This is a genomic window from Zhouia spongiae (genome assembly GCF_022760175.1).
In the GTDB taxonomy this organism is placed as follows: Bacteria; Bacteroidota; Bacteroidia; order Flavobacteriales; family Flavobacteriaceae; genus Zhouia; species Zhouia spongiae.
Map to the genome: position 1 here is coordinate 3,628,857 of NZ_CP094326.1, position 18,105 is coordinate 3,646,961.

Here is an 18,105-nt window from a genome sequence, read left to right on the forward strand (position 1 = left end):
TCTCCTTCCCCCTGCTTATCCTCAATACCTGGCTATGACCGCACAGGCAAATAAAAAGCACCTGGTGTAACAGGTAATTTTACGGCTGTGTCCTTCAGTGGTTCCGCAAATAATCAGGGCTTTTACTTTTTCAATAAAGAAAACCATAAAGTACTGGATTCCAGATGGCAATATCAGCTCAACCTTTTAGTCTACCCCTACGTTAACAGTTATGATACAAAAAACCCAAACTCGGCTAATGGCAAGCTAGCTATTGAATTCCTCGCGAAGTTTTTTCATGGCTATATACATCTGCGACTCAACCGTTTTAAGTGAAACGTTAAGTTTTTCAGCAATTTCTTTATACTTAAGGCCTTCCTGCTTACTCAACAAAAATATTTCTTTACACTTTGGGGGCAATGCGTCGATTAAACCCCTTAATCGGTTCAGATCGTCCTCCAACCGCTTCAAACCTGTATGGTCGTGTTCTTCCTGAAAAGTTTCAGATGTAATGAGGTAATCCGAATGCATATTCTTTTCTCGTTCCCTGGACCGGTAATGATCCATAAAACTATTGTAGGCCGTACTGAACAAGTACTGTTTTAGCGACGTATGTACATTGATCGATTTTCGCTTGGTCCACAATTTTAAGAAAACACTCTGGGTAAGATCTTCAGATAACAGCAAATCGCCGGTCAGCTTTATCAAATAGGCTAGGATAACCTTGTAATATTTCAGGAAAATATTACGGTATGCTTGCTTACTCCCGTTCTTAAGATCTGATAAAAGCTGGTTTTCTAACATTAAATTCGATTATCTATCCTTCCTCAATAGCTATTTTGCACAAATTTTAAAAAAAAATTAAAAAACAGTTAAGGGTTTTTAAACATTTTTCCGTCTCGGTTGTAAACTGAGATTATTTTAAGATTGGAACATTTAATTATAAAATACATTAACGGAGAGATTTCAAAAGAAGAATTAATCCTTTTGAAAGAAGGTTTAGAAGATCCGAAAACTATAGAACAGCTGAAAGATTACCTGGAATTAGAAAGTTCCATACAGTTAAGTTTGAACGATATTGATCCGGAAAACATTTATAGATCACTAAATCTACCATTAACTCCTCAAACCAAAGTCAGAAGGCTTTCTCCAAAATTTCGTTTGATTAGATATGCAGCGGCTATTATACTGCTTATCGGACTGGCAACAACACTAAAATTCTTTTTAACTCCTGAAATAACTGAATTCACCCCTGATGCTACCATTATAACCCTTAAGTTAGATGATGGGACCATCAAAGAGTTCGATGAAGAAGAGGCTGTTATTTCGGTAGATGATTTTACTTCGGACCCAATGGTTCAGGCGACTGAAAATGCAACTGCAATTCACTATAACGAAATCAACGTTCCCTACGGAAAAAAGGCTACGGTGAAATTGTCCGACAATTCTCAGGTCATCCTGAATTCGGGAAGTCTTTTCAAGTACCCGTCTTCTTTTGAAAAATCCGGAACCAGAAATGTAACTCTGGAAGGTGAAGCGTATTTTACGGTAACAAAAGATGCCGAAAAACCCTTTATTGTAGAAACCGGGCAAATGAATGTAGAAGTACTGGGTACAGAGTTCAACCTAAGCTGTTTTAACGACGATAACCAGACCATGGCTGTTTTGATTGAAGGAAGTATACGTGCTAAAAGTACTTTAAATAATGCTTCGTTGACAATTAAACCGGGCGAAGCCGCTACATTGAAAGATGAAAATCTAACTGTCGGACAGGTAGATATTCAGAAACACACGGCATGGTTGCACGGAGATTTATTGTTTATTGATGATACCTTTGAAACTGTGCTAAAGAAACTGGAACGTCATTTTAATGTAGCGATCATTAACAATAACCCGTCGCTGAACCGGGTGCGCTACAACGGAAGGTTTAATACAGAAACTATAACGCAAATATTAGACGCGTTTAAAGTGAATACGGATTTCGAATACAGTATAGAAAACAATCAGGTTATTATAAAAAATCAAATGCCAATGAAATAAAAATGAGCTAACAAAAAAGGGAAACGCGCCAACGTCTCCCCTACTACCTTAATCTAAAATTAAAATAGTTTAAACCACTTCAAAATTATGAAAAAAACACTTACGAAGGGATTCGTGTGTCCTGGAATTACCAAAATCAGCCTAAAAATGAAACTTTCTTTATTGCTGTTTATCGTTTCCTTATTCCAAATTCAGGCACATTCTTATTCACAAAAATCTACCATATCATTAGATGTGAAGAAAGCCGAGATCAAGGAAATATTTAATGAGATTGAGAAGCAATCTGCGTATAAGGTATTATACAAAACTGAGGATATTACCCCATTACCTCCTGTTAGTATGCACGTAAATGATGTTACTATAGAGGCCATCATGAACAGCTTACTCGGCAAGAGTCCGCTGTATTACAAAGTACTCGATACACAAATTGTTATTTACCAGAAATCGACCGAGACTGAAGTCGCTTCAAGCAGACAGCCTGAAGTTCAGGATCAGATCACGATCACCGGTCTGGTTACCGATGTAAACGGTATTCCACTGCCTGGCGTAACGGTGATGGTTAAAGAAACAGGGAAAGGTGCCTTTACTGACAATGATGGTGCTTATACCATAAAAGCATTAAAAAACCAAAGCCTTTCTTTTAGCTATATCGGGATGGAAACCGTTATTACCGAGATCAAAGAAAGAACGACTGTAGATATTATCCTAAAAGAAGATACCCAATCCCTCGAAGAAGTAGTTCTTGTAGGTTATGGTACTCAGAAAAGAAAAGATATCACAGGATCGGTTTCTAAAATAGACGCTACCGAGCTTAACAAGATGGCACCTGTTAGTTTTGATAATGCTATTGTAGGTAGAGCCCCCGGAGTGTATGCAGTACCTTCGTCAGGAGCTCCCGGTGCACCGGCTTCTATCCGCATCAGGGGGATTACTTCGGTATTAGGAAATAACGAGCCTCTTTATGTCATTGATGGGGTTCCTATCGAAATCGGACAAGGGCAAGGTAATTCGGCCTATTCAGATAGCTTTTCACAGTCAATCTCTCCGCTGGCTTCCATCAATCCTCAGGACATTGAAAGCATCGACATCTTAAAAGATGCTTCAGCTACGGCCATTTATGGTTCCAGAGGTGCTAACGGGGTGATTATTATCAATACCAAGAAAGGAAGCTACTCTTCTGTTCCAAGCATCAGCTTTAGTACAATGACAAGTATGTCGAGTTTCTTTAATAAATACGACATGCTCAACAGTAATGGTTTCCACGATGTTATAAAGCAGGCGTACACCAATGCAGGCAGCGATATTCCTGATGATGAAGATCTATATCCATACGGCCCTGATGTATACACCGACTGGCAAAAAGAAGCAGATCAGGCGGCTGTTAATATGAATTACTACCTCAATATGAACGGCGGGTCATTAAACGGGAATACACTTTATTCTGTTTCTGCCGGGATCACAGATCAGAAAGGACCGATATACAATACAGAATTCAGAAGAAACAATATCAGGACCAAACTCGAAACAAAAGCTTCTGACAAACTGCGCATCGGGGTGAACTTTAACTATACGGACTCTAAAAATGAAGGTAGCGGTACCACTTTTTACTACCAGACAATCCGTTACAGACCAGACATCCCTGTATATAATCCCGACGGAAGTTTTGCTTCCGACCCGAACAGTATCTATTCAAACCCGTATGCAAAAGTTCGCTTCCCTTCCTATGTAGATTCTAAAAATATCATGATCTCTCTTTTCGGAGAATATCAACTTACCGACGGCCTGGTATTTAAATCTACATACTCGTACACGGAAGGTGATAATTTCAGTTTCCGATATACACCTAGTTATGATGTATTCGAGCAAAGAAACAACCGTAAGGGAACCTTAAAACAAAATGAATCTGGCTTCACCTCACGCATTTTCGACAATACACTTACTTATAACAAAAGCTTTAATAAACACAGCCTTAATACGGTATTAGGTGTATCATACACTCAAAACAAAAGTAATTTCATAAGTATAGATGCTGTAGATTTTCCTGATGATTTTGTAATGGTAACACCGGGTGCCGCCTCCAACCAGAGTATTGCAAGCGGTGGTACTATCAGCGGACTTTCTTCATACTTCGTAAGAGCTAATTACAATTACGATGATATTGCATACCTGACCTTTACCGGACGTGCAGATAAATCAACGAAATTCGGCCCTGAAAATCGTTGGGGTTACTTCCCTTCGGGAGCCTTTGCCTGGAGAATATCGCGTATGGGCTTTATGGAAGATGCTACATTTATTGACGACCTTAAATTAAGAACATCCTATGGTAAAACAGGATCGGCAAACTTTTCAGACTTTCAGTATGCTACTTTCTTTGCTGCGGGTAGTTTTTATAACAACAACAATGGTGTGGTTTCAAATACCATCCCGAACCCGGCTATCAGATGGGAAACTACCAATCAACTGGATGTTGCCGTCGACTATTCACTATTCGACAGAAGGGTTAACGGTACTTTCGGATACTTCAACAAGAAAACTTCCGATCAGATCCTTTCAAGAGATGTAACCCTCGAAACCGGTGGAAGCAGTCAGTTTGCAAACATTGGTGACTTCCTTAACAAAGGTTTCGAATTCCAGGTTGGAGTAGATGTATTCAGGGATGCTAAATTTCAGTGGACTACAGAACTCAATATGTCGACCATCAGTAGTAAAGTACTGCATTTAAACGGTGGTTACTACAGGAACCTTGTAGAAGGTGAACCGATCAGTTACTTCTCGGGATATAAAGTCGACGGTATTTTCCAGACGCAGGAAGAAATCGATCAGTTAAACGCTGCTTCCCCGACAGGCGTATACCAAACAGGTAATACAGCCCCCGGAGATTTTAAATATGTAGATGTAAATGAAGATGGTTTTGTAGGATCTGATGATGTAGATATTATCGGAAAAGCAGAACCGGATTTCTTCGGAGGATGGAATAATATATTCCGATACGGGAACTTCGAACTCTCTACTTTATTCAACTTCAGTGTGGGTAACTATTTGTTTAACAGCAACAAAAGAGACTTGCTGATATTCAGCAATTTCGGAAATAACTACGCTACAGATATTCAGAATACCTGGAGCCCGGACAATACATCGAGCAGTATCCCAAGATTGGTTGCCGGAGATCCGAATAATAACCGAAGAGATTCCGACTTCTTTGTTGAAGATGCTTCTTTCTTTAAGTTAAAAAACATCCACCTAACCTATAAGTTCAATCCTGAACTCCTTAAAAAAATGTTTATCCAAAGGGCAAGTATCTCGCTATCGGCTACCAATGTGTTTGTGATCACTTCATACAGCGGGTTAGACCCGGAAGTTAACTATAATGCTGCCAGCAACTTTTCACAAGGGTATGATAGTGCCACTTATCCACCGGTTAGAACATATACACTTGGATTAAACTTAAACTTATAATGACGATGGAAAAATTATATAAAAACATATTTATTGTACTCGCTCTCATAGGAGTATTAACCACATCGTGTGAAATTACCGATGTAACAGATGTAGATCCTGTATATCAGGTTTCCGAAGATAAAGTAATTACCAATGTCGACCAGGCGCAAACAGTGCTCTATGGCGTTTATGGAAGTCTGATCGACGGACTCGATTATATCGTGTATATGCCTGCTGTAACTTCGATGATGGGAACTACCATGAAGCCCGGAATTTGGGGTGGCGGATCTGAAAATGCCTTTTTCAACAACGATGTAAACCCGGATAATTATTACCTGGAATACATGTACACCAAAATGTATTTTCTGATCAACAACGCGAACCATGTGATAACCAAAACGGCAGCCCTTGCTTCAGACGATGAAAGAAAAGAAGAGATTATTGCAGAAGCCCGGTTTTTAAGAGCACAATCACATTTTTACCTGTTGAGGTTATTTGGGGAATTCTTTAATATGGATTCTGAATACGGAGTTGTATTAAAAACCGAGCCTATCAGTAATGCAGATGCCCAGGCACGTACCACCGTAGCCGAAGTATACAAGCTTATTTTGGAAGACCTTGACTATGCTATTGCGCATGCCCCTGATTTTTCAAATACTTTTTATGCTTCTAACCTGGCGGCAAAAGCCCTGAAAAGCAAAGTAGCCCTATACAGAAAAGACTATGCTACTGCTGCTACCCTTGCAAAGGAAGTCATTGATTCTAACGAACGTGAGTTAGAAGAAACTTTCGGAGATATCTTTACCAAAAAGATTGACAACCCGAATGAAGTATTGTTCCAGACACCTTTTGATAACCTGAACGACAGAAATAATAAGGCCTTTATGTTTCGTGCATATTTCGGCCTTTCTGACGAATATGTGGCACTTATGGAAACAGATGCCCGTTACGAGGCAGCTATAACCTTTACGTCTGCAGGTAGTATCAGGAACAATAAATTTAACGGAGCCACCTATAACGGAGTTCCTCTTACAGCCGATACTCAGTATTTTATGCGTCTTGCGGAAACCTATCTGATTTATGCTGAAGCAATGCTAAGAGCCAATAATGACATCGATGCCGCTAAAACAGCTTTAAACACTATCAGGGAACGTAGTGCCAACACCTTAGTTACCACCAACGACTACGACGAATTATTGAATGCCATCCGTACCGAAAAAATACGTGAACTCGGCACCGAATCCGGAGAAGAATGGTTCGACCTGGTACGTTTCCATATCGAAGGAGATATAAACATTAACGATTATAAAGAACTATCATCAGAAACACGTTTAATCCTGCCGTTACCAATTCAAACTGTAGAATTATCACAAGGTGTTATCAAACAAAACCCCGGTTACTAATGAAAAAAATATTGTTTTTTATCAGTGTTTGCCTTTTTTCTCTTTCCTGCAAACAAAAGCAGGAAGAGAAAAAGGTAACGTACAATGCCATTCATTTTTCTGAAGGTTCCTTTCAGCAGGTACTGGATAAAGGAACAGCTGAAGACAAACTTATTTTTGTCGATTGTTACACCTCCTGGTGTGCCCCATGTAAATGGATGGAAAAGCATGTATTCGTAAAAGAAGATGTATACACATTTTACAACGATAACTTTGTTAATTACAAAATAGATATGGAAAAAGGAGAAGGTCCTGAACTGGCCAAACGCTATCAGGTAACATCTTTTCCTACATATCTTTTCATTGATGGCAAAGGAGAACTGGTTCATCTGGCAAAATCAAGGATGGAAGCAGATGAGTTTATCAAAGAAGCTCAAAAAGCCCTGAATCCGGAAAATGCTTTCGGGAATCTTGTTAAAAAGTACGAGTCCGGAAAGATGGATATGGACGAACTGACCAGTTATGCTGTACAGCTCAATAAATTTAGAGACCCTAAGGCGAATGAAATTTTGGTCAGGGTCATCGAAAAATCAGACGATCAGTTCTTACGGTCTGCTTCAGGCTGGAAACTTATCCAAAGCTTCACCTATGATGACGACAGCGAATTATTCCAGTTCCTTGACCAGAACAGGTCTCATTTTGAAAAAAACTTCGGAAAAGATGCTGTCAATGCCGTATATCGCAGGGCGGTACAACGTAATATGTATCAATATTCGCGAAACAATGAAAAGGAACTGTTTTTTGAAAGTATTGATTCTTTAAAGAGGTTAAATGCAGGTACCCGAGACATTGCTATTCCGCATTGCCAGTTCTATTTACAGAATCTCGATGTCGAAGCATATATCAAAACGTCAGATTATTATGTAAACGAACAGCTACAGAACGATCATGAAACCATAGCCTTTATAGCAAGGTCGGTACTTAATTATCATAAAGACAACGACCAGCTTATGGCCCAGGCTGCAAAGCTTATCAAAAAGGCCTATGCCATGGCTCCCGACAATTATGGTATTGTAAGTACTTATGCCCAGATACTGGGACATACAGGTGAGAAAGAAGAAGCCATCAAGGCAGGAGAAAAAGCGGTAGCAATGGCAGATACCATCAGCAGTAAAGTAAAAAAACGTGCTGAACAGAACCTTGAGGAAATAAAGGGGTTGCATTAAACTTTTGTTTACATTCTTCAATTTGAGTTAGTTAGTTACCACCCTCTTTAAACCCCGGAGGGTGGTTTATAATCCCATAATATTTTAACCATGTTTAAAAAAATAACCTTCATTTCGGGGTTGCTTGTACTGCTATGCAGTTGTTCTTCCGAAATAAACAACCCTACGACCATACTATCGGGTTCTATAACAAACCCAACCGAAAAGCTTCTTTTAATAACCGGAAGTGACACATTCCGTGATACCATCAGGGTCGATGATTCAGGAAACTTTAAAGATACGCTCAACCTGCTCCCGGGATCATACCTCCTTTCATATGGTAAGCTTTTCTGGAGGAGCTACTTAGAAAACGGATACAATGTCCAAATCGCTTTCGACAGCAAAGATTTTTCCAAGACCATTAACTACACAGGTGCCGGGGGAAATGAAAACAATTATATCTTCCACAAGCTTTCCAGGCAACGTCAGGCCATGAATATCAGGCAACAAGCCATGAAAAATATCAATGATTCGAGTCTGGCACTATTAAATACGCAAAAAGAAGCCCTACTCACTTATTTAAATGAATACCCATCCCTCGATCCGGCGTTTAAAGAATTAGAGCAAAAGAACATCAACTACGGCTATATGTCAGACCTGAAAAGGCTCGAAAAATCAGATACCCTGAATCTGGTTACAGGATTACGAAATGAACTTAAGAAATTAAACCATACCCTGAATTATAACCACGGTATGGATTATCTCTTTTCCGGAAGCTATAAACGTATTATAGAAGATTATTATCGCACTAATGCCCGGCAAACAGCCAAGACTTCAAACCTCGACTACGATATTGCCTTCCTGAAGGAAATATCCAGGATTAAAAACGATACCATCAGGAACAGTCTGGCCTATAACCATGCCAAATACGGTATTACCTATACCAAAGACCTCGATACCTTTTACAGTCTCTTCCTTAAGACTTCTACTGATACAAAGCACAATGAAGAGATCTCGGGCAGCTACAAAGTGTTAAAAAAAGTAGCAAAAGGATCGCCTTCTCCCGACTTTAAAGCATATGAAAATTATAATGGTGGCAACACCTCACTCAAAGATTTAGCCGGAGCATACCTTTTTATCGATGTTTGGGCTACCTGGTGCGGACCTTGCAGAAAAGAGATTCCTTACTTGAAAGAGCTTGAATCCAGGTACCATGGCAGGAATATAAAATTTGTCAGTATTTCTATCGATAAACAAAAAGATCGCGAAAAATGGAAGCAAATGATCGAAGACAAACAACTTGGCGGAGTACAACTACTTGCCGATAAGGATTGGGAGTCCTCTTTTGTAAAAGAATATCTGATCAAAGGTATTCCGCGGTTTATTATCCTCGATCCTCAAGGTAACATTATCGATTATAATGCCCCTACCCCTTCTTCCGGTGAACTCGAAACCATATTTAACGAGTTTGACCTTTAACAGGAAAATCATCTGTAGACAACGCTGTCTATAAGTAGTATATGGTCAGGTTGGCGCAGTCGAAATAGTGGTTTTAACGACCACGAGGTTTCGACTGCGTCCTGACTAACATCGTATAATGCACCGGATGCCTCTTCTATTTATCCGTATTGCATTTATACTTTTAATTTTAACACCTGTAACCTTAAGTTCATCCGCCAAACCGGCATCTGCTTGATGAATTTTCTTTATACTTATTTTTCCTACTAAAGTTTCATAAATCAAATGAAAGAATCAGCTAAAAAATTAACTTCAATATTGATTTGGAGTTTACTGCTAATGATATTTACCGTCTGTTTGGCATATGAATTCGGAAAAGATTTATATTATATTATAAACCAGTGATTTTTTGTTCTAAATCATTGATTATTGTCCGGTTTGCAATACCTCTAATCCTTCGAGATCATCCTATATTCTTCCATAGCCGGCTGTACATATTTATCGTATATATATTGGGTTACCGGCTTTAAATTTGCTTTACTGACCGGATGCAGTCCGTACCACGAAAAAAACTCCAAGGAATCTTTATTCACTTTGCAATAATATGACGATCCTACTTTCACACTTCCATAGCCGATCTTTTTCATATGATCGTACATCTTCTTATCAAAAAGAACCACTTCACTTTCGGTATCCCGGCGATCTTTTAAATCACAGCTAACCAGGGTATAATGATCTCCGTCCCAGATCATACACCCTTCTTCAGGACGGTCGTTATGACCAAAAAAATTATAAAAAAGCATCCCCAATATAATCACTCCCAAAACAACGATTGTTATACGTTCCCGTCCTCCCTTCTGCGACAACGATAAATGATTTTCTTTCCCCGACCCGCTGCCCGTATCTGTTTCATTTTGTTTCGTGGCGAAATCGGAATGATTTTTAAAGCCCAGATAAATACTCATCACATCTGCCAGTTCCGGCTTAATAGTAGCCGATCTCGAAGGATTTTCAAGAACATATTTGTTATAGATGGCTGTTAAGGCCCTTGTGGTAATACTGTACTTGTAATCTTCTGTAAAAATATGGGCCAGGTATTCTGCCTGCCCGTTTTTGCTCTCTTTACCTGTCTGTAGTCGGGCTTTCTCAAATACGTGCTGAACAAGTGTTTTAAACATATCGATTGTTGATTAATGTTTTAAAATTAAAAATATTATCCGGACAGACCCCGGACATTTTTGTCTGATAAGTGTCGGACATTCTTTTCCGGGTTCCGTCTGCAATATCCGTGTTCTGACAACTTTACTTTGTCGTCAGAATGATTCGGGTTATGCATTGCTAACATAGCCAAAGCGCTAAAATCATTCTTACGGAAATCCTCATTGCGGTGGCAGAACCAAAAGGGAAGTTGCTTTTTCCTCCGCAATTGATCTCCACTTCCCAGACAAAACAAGAGTACTCCCTTTTACCCTATGGTAGCTGAAAATCAGATATCCGGTATACGGACAGCTGCCTTCATGTTTAATTTTTTAAAGTATTTAAAATGAAAAAAATATTCTTACTGATAATACTTATAGCAAGCAATGCAACCTTGTTTTCTTGCACCGATGAGACACTTGCAGAAACGGAACAATTGTACAGGCAACAAGCCAATGGCGAAGACGGAGATCCTACAGGCGATCCTGATGAGCCGGAGCCAGATCCGAACGATGCCGGTTAATCTTAATTAATTCATACTTTTGGGGAATGAAAACTTACCGACTTTCATTCCTCATTTTTACTGCACTTATTACAGGCCTTATATCCTGTATGGATGAAAATAATAAAACCCAGCATACAAAAGCCAGGAATAATTATACCCATACCCTGATCCAACAGGCAGATAGCCTTAAAAAAGCAAACTTAACAGCGAAAGCACTAATCGTAAACAAAAGGGCTTTGCAACTCTCCCCATCAGAACAAACAGATTCCTTATATGCCAGAATACTTAAACAAAGGATTCTTTTACTCGGGAAACTACAGCTTTTAGATAGTGTATTTATATATACTGATAAGTTATTGTCGATATCTATAAAAACGAAAGACACCAGTAGTATAGCATATACCAAATACTTAAAGGCGTTCTATTTTAAGAAGAACCACCAGATCGATAGCGCAATAGGAAATTACTACCAGTCTGTTCAGATCTACAAACAGTTAGACGATAGTTTGCTAATGGTAAAAAGATCGTATGAACTGGTAAAAATCTTAAACGATGCTGCCAATTACGAAGAAGCTGAAAAAATAGCTATTGATGCCTTACAACATCTCAAAAAAGAAACTCAGGACAATAACTATATGCGGCTCATCAATTATCTGGCTATTATTTCAAAAAACAAAGGACAGTATAAGGAATCCCTCTATTGGTATGATAAGGTGTTGGATATTAGTAAAGATCCTGCGGAAAAAATATCTGTCGTTAATAACAAAGCCGTAGTTTATTTAAAACAAAAAGAATATCGCAAAGCCCTTGAAACTTTGTCCCGCATCGTGAACAATCCCCTGTTGGATTCACCAAAATACATCGTTCTCAAAGCCAGGATAAAAGATAACTCGGCTTATGCAAAAAGTAAATTAGGACATCGGGATGCAGAAAAACAACTACTGGAAGCACTCAAATTACGAAGGCAAAAGAATATTCCGGCAAACCTGAACGCCAGCTATATCCATTTAGCAGAACATTATGCCGACAGAAATGACCCCAGGGCTGTTGAAATGGCACGACAGGCATACAAAAATGCAACCTCATATAAAAATGCAGACGATCGGCTCGATGCGCTGGCCATTCTTATAGCTACTTCCAATGCTCCCCGAAAATATGCCTTACAGTACCATAACATTAGCGATAGTATTTACAAAGCAAGGGAACAAACTCAAAACAGCTATGCGAAAATCAAGTTTGATGCAGTTCAAAACAGGCAGGAAAATAAACTTTTAAAAGCAAATGCCCAGTTACAGGCCTCCGAAATCAGCAGGATCAAGATCAGGAACATCAGCCTGTTATTACTTCTGATTGTACTGGGAGGAGGGGTTGTCTGGAGATACCGTGTTATACAAGGCAAACACCAAAGAGACCGCGAAAGAGCTACAGAAGAAACAGAACGTATCATTTCAAAAAAAATACACGACGAAGTAGCCAATGATGTTTTTAACACCTTAATGCTCGTGCAGAATGAAGTAAAAACGTCTCCTTTTTTAGAAAAATTTGAAATGCATTTAGATAAATTATATAATAAAACGCGAAATATATCGAGAGAGTATGGCGATATCGATACCGGACAAAATTTTCCTGCCGAATTAAAAGATATGTTGGCTTCGTTCCATGGCAAAAATGTAAATGTTATGATACGGAACATCAATAGTATTGCCTGGAAACAAATAAACGAAATAAAGAAAAAAGTCTTATACCGCACTACACAGGAACTCATGGTAAATATGAAAAAACACAGCGGTGCATCCATCGTTGTGCTCATCTTTAAAAATGAATCCAATAAGATTATCGTGCAATACTCTGATAATGGCACAGGATTCGACTCCGGATACATCCAAAAAGGGAACGGACTGCTAAATGTGGAAAACCGTATAGAGGCCATTAACGGAAATATTACTTTTGATAAAACTTCTAATGCGGGATGTATCATTACGATTACCATCCCCCAATAAGAAAAGATCATACAGATGTTTAAAAAAGTATTAATAGCCGAAGATATAGACAGTATCAATCTAGGGATCGTTTCTAACCTGAAAAACAGCTTCGACTTTGAAATTGATCATGTAAAATACTGTGACGATGCAGTATTAAAAATAAAAAAAGCATTACTGGACGGAACTCCCTACGATTTACTTATTACAGATCTCTCTTTTAAACAAGACCATCGAAGTTGTAATATCTGTTCAGGAGATATCCTGGCAAAAGAAGCATTGAAGCTACACCCGGCAACAAAGATTATTATCTATTCTATCGAAGATCGACCGCAAAAAATTAAAAGCTTTTTTACCGATCCGGGCATTCACGGGTATGTATGCAAAGGCAGAGAAAGCGCCAAAGAAATCAATGAGGCTATCCAAAATGTTTATCGGAATGATCGCTATCTCTCGGCTGCTATCGATTATGCCATAAAAGGCACTCCCATGCTCGAAATAGAAGATTACGACCTGCGCCTGGTGAACGAATTGGCCAACGGACTTTTACAAGATGAGATAGCGGCACTCTTTAAGAAAGAAGAGATCTCCCCAGCCAGCCTGAGCAGTATCGAAAAACGAATAAACAAACTTAAAGTTTCCTTCAAAGCAAAAAATTCAACCCATTTAGTTGCGATCGTTAAAGACATGGGACTGATATAAAGCACCCTACGTCAATTCTCAATGACCAACCTGTCCTTTCCCGGCTTGTAGGTGCTCAAAAGACTTCCTGAGTATCAACGCAGTATAAAATTATTGAGTAAGATACTTCGGAACAGGCTCACGAGAGCTCCGGGCGTAAAAAAACACAACCTATCTTTTTAACGATGGAGGCAGTTCGCATATGGACAAAACATTTCGACGCGTGCACCCGTGAAATTCTTTCAGAAACATTTCGCAGGGACAAGCGTCAGAGCTTCCGATAGCTATGCGGAATAAACCCCGATAACCGGGTAACTTATAAAAATAACTTCTCTTACGGGAATCCGTAAAAAAAATCACCACAGAAAAACGACTTTTGAACTGAAATTATTCCTAAGTACTGTGATCATTATTGATCCCTTTTGCAGAAACTCATAGTTAAACTGCCTGAGGTAAGCTTGCAAGGGCTTTAAACAAAATAAATTAAAACGTTCCGACCAAGTCTCGTGAAACTCCTTTAGGAACATTTCACTGAGAAAGTACTGAAAATCAGGGTATTATTGGGATTGAATCTCGCTTAGCGGGGAACCCCTTACCCAACAGTTAAAAAATATGAAACGAAACCCTAATACCAACAAATACGGACAACCCTGGTCATTGGAAATACGCGCTCTTGTTTGGCAAAAAGCTAGAAAAATAGAAGGCGTGAATCCTAATTTTATAAGATTAGACGCCTGTGGAACCGTAATCGAATGGAAAATGTTCGGAAAGACCCTCGGACATAGCACCGGATGGGAAATAGACCATATCACCCCTGTCGCAGAAAGTGGCGGAGACGAACTGGCCAACCTGCAACCACTACAGTGGCAAAATAACCGGGCTAAAGATAAAGATCCGTATTGCGGGATAACTGTTATAACCTAACTGACCAATAAACATGTAAGGGAATATCAGGCTTGAACGGATCATTCTTCATCATCCTCCCGTCCTGACTTTTCAGAAGACGTCTGATCTGAAGGAGGATCGTCACTCCCATTTATTTCTTTCTCTTCCTTAAATTCAACCACCTTTCCGTTTTAATATAAACCGCCTCAGCTATTCATTCGGGCAGCATAGTAGTTACGGTTATAGCTTTCATATGTATCAAAACCACTGCTGTCCGTTCGGATAAACAAAACTCCCATGGCAACCTTTCTATTTCCCCAACCCTGTTCCCGACCTTCGTGAGAAGTATTTACAAAAAATACTTTATACATACGATTCCCTATTCCTTAAAATACAAACTAGTAGGTACAGGATGCATCAATATGTATATTTTAGTATTTTGTGCATCGCTTATGGCAGACTAGTTGATTTTTGATCAGCAAAGAAACCGCCATAACTCGATATGTACCTAAGATGAAAAACAGACTTATGAACCTTAAACAATTAAGAATATTAGGCATTCTGACTGCTACGGCACTCATGACCATTGCCTGCAAAAACGATCAGAAAAAGGGAGAAACAGCAGAAGTTGTTACCAATGAAAAGAAACCAAACATCGTTGTGATCTATTTAGACGATCTGGGCTATGGAGATGTGGGAGCATACGGAGCTACTGAATTAAAAACACCTCATATGGACGCACTGGCGGCCGGTGGTATTCGTTTTACGAACGGTTATGCATCTTCGGCAACCTGTACTCCCAGTCGCTTTGCCCTATTGACAGGGATATATCCGTGGCGAAACAAAAATGCACGGATTTTGCCGGGTACTGCACCCCTGCTGATTGATACCGCACAATACACCCTCCCTAAAATGCTGAAAGAACATGGCTACCATACCGGAATTGTTGGCAAATGGCATCTCGGACTTGGAACCGGGCATGTAAACTGGAATGAAGCTATCAAACCCGGACCTAATGAAGTAGGTTTCGACGAATCGTATATCCTGGCTGCTACCCAAGACAGGGTTCCTACCGTTTATATTGAAAATGATAAAGTAGACGGACTCGACCCTAACGATCCTATCAAAGTTGATTACCACAAAAATTTTGAAGGTGAGCCCACCGGCAAAGACAATCCCGAAATGCTCACCATGAAATGGCACCATGGCCATAACAACAGTATCGTAAACGGTATTCCGCGTATCGGTTTTATGAAAGGTGGTGAGACAGCCAAGTGGAGCGATATCGATATGGCCGATCATTTCCTCGCCAAAGCTCAGGAATATGTACGCTCGCATAAAAATGAACCTTTCTTCCTTTACTACGCCCTGCAACAACCCCATGTGCCAAGAACCCCGCATCCGCGTTTTGTTGGAAGCTCGGGAATGGGCCCAAGAGGCGATGTCATTGTGGAAGCAGACTGGTGTATCGGAGAATTTATTAAAACTTTGGAAGAAGAAGGAATTCTAGAAAACACCCTGATTGTATTTTCGAGTGATAACGGACCTGTCTTAAACGATGGCTATTATGACGATGCTGTCGAAAAACTTGGAGATCACGATCCCAACGGACCTTTAAGAGGCGGAAAATACAGTATGTACGAAGCCGGTACCCGAGTGCCCTTTATTACTTACTGGAAAGGAAAGATCACACCGGGAGTATCAGACGCCGTCGTTTGTCAAATGGACCTGCTTTCTTCTTTGGCTGCACTAAACGGCGATGATCAGGAATATGGGGACAGCCGGAACCTTTTAGGTGCATTACTAGGAAATGCCGATAAAGGACGGGATGAATTAATGCTCGAAGCTTCTTCTAAAACGGCATTAAGAAAAGGCGACTGGATATTGATTCCTCCGTATAAAGGGGTTTTTAAATACGATCATGTGAATATCGAAATAGGTTCCATGCCTACCTTCCAGCTATACAACCTAAAAGAAGATCCGGGACAACAAAAAAACCTGGCGGAAGAGAACCCTGAAAAACTCCGGGAGATGATCGCCGATTATACCAGGATAAGAGGTAAAGAACCAAAAGAAATAGAAGCTGTCAAATAGATATCAACCAAACTTTTATTTTATATCAAATCGCGGGAGTCTATGGATATTCCGCGATTTTTTTTTGCTGCCTGCCAAAAAAATAAATGATCGGGTAAAACCCCTTCGGGGGTGAGTGAATATACATTTAATCTTCCGATTGTAAAGGTTCGTCATCTGCTGCCGGAATCGCCCCTCCCACTAGTCGTTTTTCCCATGCAAAGAGTTTATCTTACCTTATTATCTTTACTCTAAAAGAAAACAATCTGAAAACCTTTATATCATAAACTCTCAAAACATATGGAAACTACAAAAATCACAGTAGGAGTAAACGTAAATGCCGACTGTCAAAAAACATGGAACTGCTATACGCAACCGGAACATATAACCCAATGGAATTTTGCCGCCGATACATGGTGTTGTCCGAGAGCGGAAAACGACTTAAAGGCCGGGGGAAAATATTATGCCCGGATGGAGGCTAAAGACGGAAGCTTTGGTTTTGACTTTGAAGCCACATACGATGAAGTCATCAATGAAAAAAAGATCGCCTATACCATATCAGACGGGCGGCAGGCCACAACCCTTTTCGAACATAAAAATGGTACTACCAGGGTAATCATTACCTTCGATGCTGAAAACACCAATCCTGTCGACATGCAAAGAGACGGTTGGCTGGCAATTTTAAATAGTTTTAAAAGATATACGGAAACTAATAGTTAATATCATTTCACATGCACTGCGGGAAGATTGCCTGACAACAGGCCTTCTTTCCGTATTCGATTCCGGTACCTGAGATCAGGAAGGCTAAAGTTTTCTTAAAAGCAATTTTCTGATCTCGTTTTTTTACATCTTTGTGATGCGCATGAAAAAATATTCGAACTATATGGTACAGTTGTCCAGGATGCTCCTGGCCGTACTGCTTTTCGGAGTGGTATTACTCTCATCTTGTACGTTGCGCAAACCTGTTCAACAATTTTTAGATCTTTCGGTTACCAAACAACTAAATGTAGGTAAAACCACATTCCAAACCGGAACCTTTTGCAATATACATCATGAAAATGCAGCCCCGGGCAAGCACCTGAAAACAAAAAACAAGTTTGTTCTTGACATTTCCTTTTCGGCTGTATTTCGATTCTTTGAACATAAATACTTTGGCAATGAAATAGCCCCTTCGTTCCGGTCTGCACCGGGTTGGCTGACAACTGCCAAAATACCTGTCTATATTTTATATAAAAAGCTCAGGCTTCATCTTTAATATTTTCCATCATTGTTAAATAGTTACC

At 39.7% G+C, this 18,105-nt stretch carries 15 protein-coding genes; 12 read left to right on the forward strand and 3 right to left on the reverse strand.

Features of this window, described 5'->3' with window-relative positions; all coding sequences use genetic code 11:
* Positions 1 to 246: 246 nt before the first annotated feature.
* A complete protein-coding gene (locus MQE36_RS15340; RefSeq protein ID WP_242936847.1) occupies positions 247 to 783 on the reverse strand; it encodes an RNA polymerase sigma factor in 537 nt (178 codons plus the stop codon).
* 123 nt (positions 784 to 906) lie between these two features.
* Between MQE36_RS15340 and MQE36_RS15345 the strand changes: the two genes are divergently transcribed.
* From MQE36_RS15345 to MQE36_RS15365, 5 genes are all read left to right on the forward strand, one after another.
* Positions 907 to 2,019, forward strand: a complete 1,113-nt coding sequence (locus MQE36_RS15345) for a FecR family protein (RefSeq protein ID WP_242936848.1) — start codon at positions 907 to 909, stop codon at positions 2,017 to 2,019.
* 147 nt (positions 2,020 to 2,166) lie between these two features.
* Positions 2,167 to 5,475, forward strand: a complete 3,309-nt coding sequence (locus MQE36_RS15350; protein WP_242936849.1) for a TonB-dependent receptor — start codon at positions 2,167 to 2,169, stop codon at positions 5,473 to 5,475.
* 5 nt (positions 5,476 to 5,480) lie between these two features.
* Entirely contained in the window at positions 5,481 to 6,860 is a 1,380-nt protein-coding gene (locus MQE36_RS15355; RefSeq protein ID WP_242936850.1) for a RagB/SusD family nutrient uptake outer membrane protein, read from the forward strand.
* Positions 6,860 to 8,065, forward strand: coding sequence for a thioredoxin family protein (locus MQE36_RS15360; protein WP_242936851.1), 1,206 nt, complete (start codon positions 6,860 to 6,862; stop codon positions 8,063 to 8,065). The genes MQE36_RS15355 and MQE36_RS15360 overlap by 1 nt, the downstream gene beginning before the upstream one ends.
* A 90-nt stretch (positions 8,066 to 8,155) precedes the next feature.
* Positions 8,156 to 9,523 carry a TlpA family protein disulfide reductase gene (locus MQE36_RS15365; protein ID WP_242936852.1) on the forward strand — a complete coding sequence of 456 codons (1,368 nt, stop codon included), beginning with the start codon at positions 8,156 to 8,158 and terminating at the stop codon, positions 9,521 to 9,523.
* Between the two features lie 428 nt (positions 9,524 to 9,951).
* On the opposite strand, the gene MQE36_RS15370 is transcribed toward MQE36_RS15365, so the two are convergent.
* Complete coding sequence (locus tag MQE36_RS15370; protein WP_242936853.1) at positions 9,952 to 10,680, reverse strand: hypothetical protein; 729 nt, start codon at positions 10,678 to 10,680, stop codon at positions 9,952 to 9,954.
* A gap of 365 nt (positions 10,681 to 11,045) precedes the next feature.
* Between MQE36_RS15370 and MQE36_RS15375 the strand changes: the two genes are divergently transcribed.
* The 4 genes from MQE36_RS15375 to MQE36_RS15390 all read left to right on the forward strand — a co-directional run bounded on the left by MQE36_RS15375 (position 11,046) and on the right by MQE36_RS15390 (position 14,788).
* A complete protein-coding gene (locus tag MQE36_RS15375; RefSeq protein ID WP_242936854.1) occupies positions 11,046 to 11,222 on the forward strand; it encodes a hypothetical protein in 177 nt (58 codons plus the stop codon).
* 26 nt (positions 11,223 to 11,248) lie between these two features.
* A complete protein-coding gene (locus MQE36_RS15380; RefSeq protein WP_242936855.1) occupies positions 11,249 to 13,204 on the forward strand; it encodes a tetratricopeptide repeat-containing sensor histidine kinase in 1,956 nt (651 codons plus the stop codon).
* Positions 13,205 to 13,219: 15 nt separating this feature from the next.
* Positions 13,220 to 13,885, forward strand: a complete 666-nt coding sequence (locus MQE36_RS15385; protein WP_242936856.1) for a response regulator — start codon at positions 13,220 to 13,222, stop codon at positions 13,883 to 13,885.
* A 591-nt stretch (positions 13,886 to 14,476) separates the two neighbouring features.
* Complete coding sequence (locus MQE36_RS15390) at positions 14,477 to 14,788, forward strand: HNH endonuclease signature motif containing protein (protein WP_242936857.1); 312 nt, start codon at positions 14,477 to 14,479, stop codon at positions 14,786 to 14,788.
* Positions 14,789 to 14,955: 167 nt separating this feature from the next.
* On the opposite strand, the gene MQE36_RS15395 is transcribed toward MQE36_RS15390, so the two are convergent.
* Complete coding sequence (locus MQE36_RS15395) at positions 14,956 to 15,120, reverse strand: hypothetical protein (protein ID WP_242936858.1); 165 nt, start codon at positions 15,118 to 15,120, stop codon at positions 14,956 to 14,958.
* Positions 15,121 to 15,262: 142 nt separating this feature from the next.
* Here MQE36_RS15395 and MQE36_RS15400 point away from each other — a divergent pair, with 142 nt between their 5' ends.
* The 3 genes from MQE36_RS15400 to MQE36_RS15410 all read left to right on the forward strand — a co-directional run bounded on the left by MQE36_RS15400 (position 15,263) and on the right by MQE36_RS15410 (position 18,077).
* Entirely contained in the window at positions 15,263 to 16,843 is a 1,581-nt protein-coding gene (locus tag MQE36_RS15400; RefSeq protein ID WP_423242465.1) for a sulfatase family protein, read from the forward strand.
* Positions 16,844 to 17,122: 279 nt separating this feature from the next.
* Positions 17,123 to 17,542 (forward strand): SRPBCC family protein, encoded by a 420-nt coding sequence (locus MQE36_RS15405; protein ID WP_242936859.1) that lies wholly within the window; start codon positions 17,123 to 17,125, stop codon positions 17,540 to 17,542.
* A gap of 142 nt (positions 17,543 to 17,684) precedes the next feature.
* A complete protein-coding gene (locus tag MQE36_RS15410; protein ID WP_242936860.1) occupies positions 17,685 to 18,077 on the forward strand; it encodes a hypothetical protein in 393 nt (130 codons plus the stop codon).
* The last annotated feature ends 28 nt before the right edge of the window (positions 18,078 to 18,105 follow it).

Bases quoted from the DNA above. Each gene is read 5' to 3' on its own strand.
- MQE36_RS15380 (WP_242936855.1), top strand. From the start codon at position 11,249: ATGAAAACTTACCGACTTTCATTCCTCATTTTTACTGCACTTATTACA.
- MQE36_RS15340 (WP_242936847.1), bottom strand. From the start codon at position 783: ATGTTAGAAAACCAGCTTTTATCAGATCTTAAGAACGGGAGTAAGCAA.
- MQE36_RS15395 (WP_242936858.1), bottom strand. From the start codon at position 15,120: ATGTATAAAGTATTTTTTGTAAATACTTCTCACGAAGGTCGGGAACAG.
- MQE36_RS15375 (WP_242936854.1), top strand. From the start codon at position 11,046: ATGAAAAAAATATTCTTACTGATAATACTTATAGCAAGCAATGCAACC.
- MQE36_RS15355 (WP_242936850.1), top strand. From the start codon at position 5,481: ATGGAAAAATTATATAAAAACATATTTATTGTACTCGCTCTCATAGGA.
- MQE36_RS15390 (WP_242936857.1), top strand. From the start codon at position 14,477: ATGAAACGAAACCCTAATACCAACAAATACGGACAACCCTGGTCATTG.
- MQE36_RS15350 (WP_242936849.1), top strand. From the start codon at position 2,167: ATGAAACTTTCTTTATTGCTGTTTATCGTTTCCTTATTCCAAATTCAG.
- MQE36_RS15365 (WP_242936852.1), top strand. From the start codon at position 8,156: ATGTTTAAAAAAATAACCTTCATTTCGGGGTTGCTTGTACTGCTATGC.
- MQE36_RS15385 (WP_242936856.1), top strand. From the start codon at position 13,220: ATGTTTAAAAAAGTATTAATAGCCGAAGATATAGACAGTATCAATCTA.
- MQE36_RS15370 (WP_242936853.1), bottom strand. From the start codon at position 10,680: ATGTTTAAAACACTTGTTCAGCACGTATTTGAGAAAGCCCGACTACAG.
- MQE36_RS15400 (WP_423242465.1), top strand. From the start codon at position 15,263: ATGAAAAACAGACTTATGAACCTTAAACAATTAAGAATATTAGGCATT.
- MQE36_RS15360 (WP_242936851.1), top strand. From the start codon at position 6,860: ATGAAAAAAATATTGTTTTTTATCAGTGTTTGCCTTTTTTCTCTTTCC.
- MQE36_RS15410 (WP_242936860.1), top strand. From the start codon at position 17,685: ATGAAAAAATATTCGAACTATATGGTACAGTTGTCCAGGATGCTCCTG.
- MQE36_RS15405 (WP_242936859.1), top strand. From the start codon at position 17,123: ATGGAAACTACAAAAATCACAGTAGGAGTAAACGTAAATGCCGACTGT.